2 protein-coding genes and 1 pseudogene are annotated in these 1,537 nt (G+C 69.8%); 1 reads left to right on the top strand and 2 read right to left on the bottom strand.

From position 1 onward, the window contains the following. Positions 1 to 454: ribosomal RNA small subunit methyltransferase I (locus tag RT567_RS16705; protein WP_313577312.1), on the bottom strand; the 454-nt coding region annotated here is incomplete at its 3' end. Between the two features lie 119 nt (positions 455 to 573). Here RT567_RS16705 and RT567_RS16700 point away from each other — a divergent pair. Next, positions 574 to 1,263 (top strand): alpha/beta hydrolase, encoded by a 690-nt coding sequence (locus tag RT567_RS16700; RefSeq protein WP_313577311.1) that lies wholly within the window; start codon positions 574 to 576, stop codon positions 1,261 to 1,263. Between the two features lie 4 nt (positions 1,264 to 1,267). Here the strand turns inward: RT567_RS16700 and RT567_RS16695 are convergent. Beyond that, positions 1,268 to 1,537, bottom strand: a pseudogene (locus RT567_RS16695) (coproporphyrinogen III oxidase); the annotation flags it as partial.

Genomic DNA, 1,537 nt, shown 5'->3' with positions numbered 1-1,537 from the left:
GGAAGCCCGCGAACAGCACCCGATCGGCGGGCAGGCCGGCGATGCACAGGGCGGCCAGCAGGCTGGACGGACCAGGCACCGGGTGCACCGGCAGGCCTTCGGCCACCGCTGCGCGCGCCACCACATAGCCGGGATCAGACACCAGGGGCGTGCCCGCGTCGGACACCAGGGCCACCACCTCGCCCGCCTTCAGGCGCTCGACGGCGATCTCGGCCGCGCGGTTCGAGGCGTGGTCGTCGCAGCGCTCCAACCTGGCCTTCAGCCCATAGGCGGTCAGCAGCTTGGCCGTGACCCGCGTATCCTCGGCCAGCACCAGATCGGCCGCCGCCAGCACGTCCAGCGCCCTGAGCGTCATGTCGCGCAAGTTCCCGATCGGCGTCGCCACCAGATAGAGGCCCGGCGAAACAGGGCGTGCAGGCGGGGCGGTCGGCGGGAACAAAGAGGCGTCGGACATACCCCATCCTAGTCAGCGTCACGGTGTCGTGAAAGCGGAGACCGCCAGGAACGCAGACCGGCTTGACACATTTCCGCCACAAGCGGCGTTCGAGCCGCCAATCCAAGGAAAACTGATCTATGTCGAAATCCGCCTCCATCGTCCTCGTTCACGGTTTCTGGGGCGGCGCCGCCCACTGGGGCAAGGTCATCACCGAACTGGCCCGGCGCGGCTACACCTCCCTGCACGCGGTCGAGATGCCGCTGACCTCCCTGGCCGACGACGCAGAGCGCGTGCGCAAGATGGTGCGTCAGCAGGAGGGGCCGGTGATCCTGGTCGGCCATTCCTACGGCGGAGCGGTGCTGTCCGAGGCGGGCGACCTGCCGAACGTGGCGGCCCTGGTCTTCGTCGCCGCCTTCGCCCCCGACGCAGGCGAAAGCCCCGGCGCCATCACCCAGCAGGATCCGCCGGCGGCCGCCGCCAACCTGGCCCCCGACAGCGACGGCTATCTGTGGATCAAGGCCGACAAGTTCCACGAGAGCTTCTGCCAGGATCTGACGGCGGACGAGGCCCTGGTCATGGCGGTGACGCAGAAGGCGCCCCTGGCCACCACCTTCGGCGACGCGGTCACAGCGCCCGCCTGGCGCAGCAAGCCGAGCTGGTATCAGGTCTCGAGCCAGGACCACATGATCGCCCCGACCAATCAACAGCGCATGTCGGCGCGGCTGAACGCCCGCAAGGTCATCACCCTGGACGCCAGCCACGCCTCCCTGGCGTCGCACCCGTCTGAAATCTGCGACTTGATCGAAGAGGCCGCTGCGACCGTCTGATCGCCTAGACCAGCAGGCTCTTCAGCACGGCGTCCAGCAAGGGACGGCCCGTCGCCGTGGCGGCGACGCGGCCGTCCCTCAGACTCAGGAAGCCGTCCGCCAGCAGGTCGGCCAGTCGGCCCTCTTCCGCCGACCGTCCCAGCCGCTGCAACAGGGCCAGCGGCACGCCCTCGACGGTGCGCAGGCCCAAAAGCACGCGCTCCTCGTCGGCGTCGCGCGGGCCCAGAAGCTCGCGCTCGGTCCAGGGCGATCCGACGGCGACGCCCGCGACATA

Origin of the sequence: Brevundimonas sp., from assembly GCF_032107865.1 — a bacterium.
Taxonomy (GTDB): domain Bacteria; phylum Pseudomonadota; class Alphaproteobacteria; order Caulobacterales; family Caulobacteraceae; genus Brevundimonas.
This window is presented reverse-complemented; position numbering and strand designations above follow the sequence as displayed.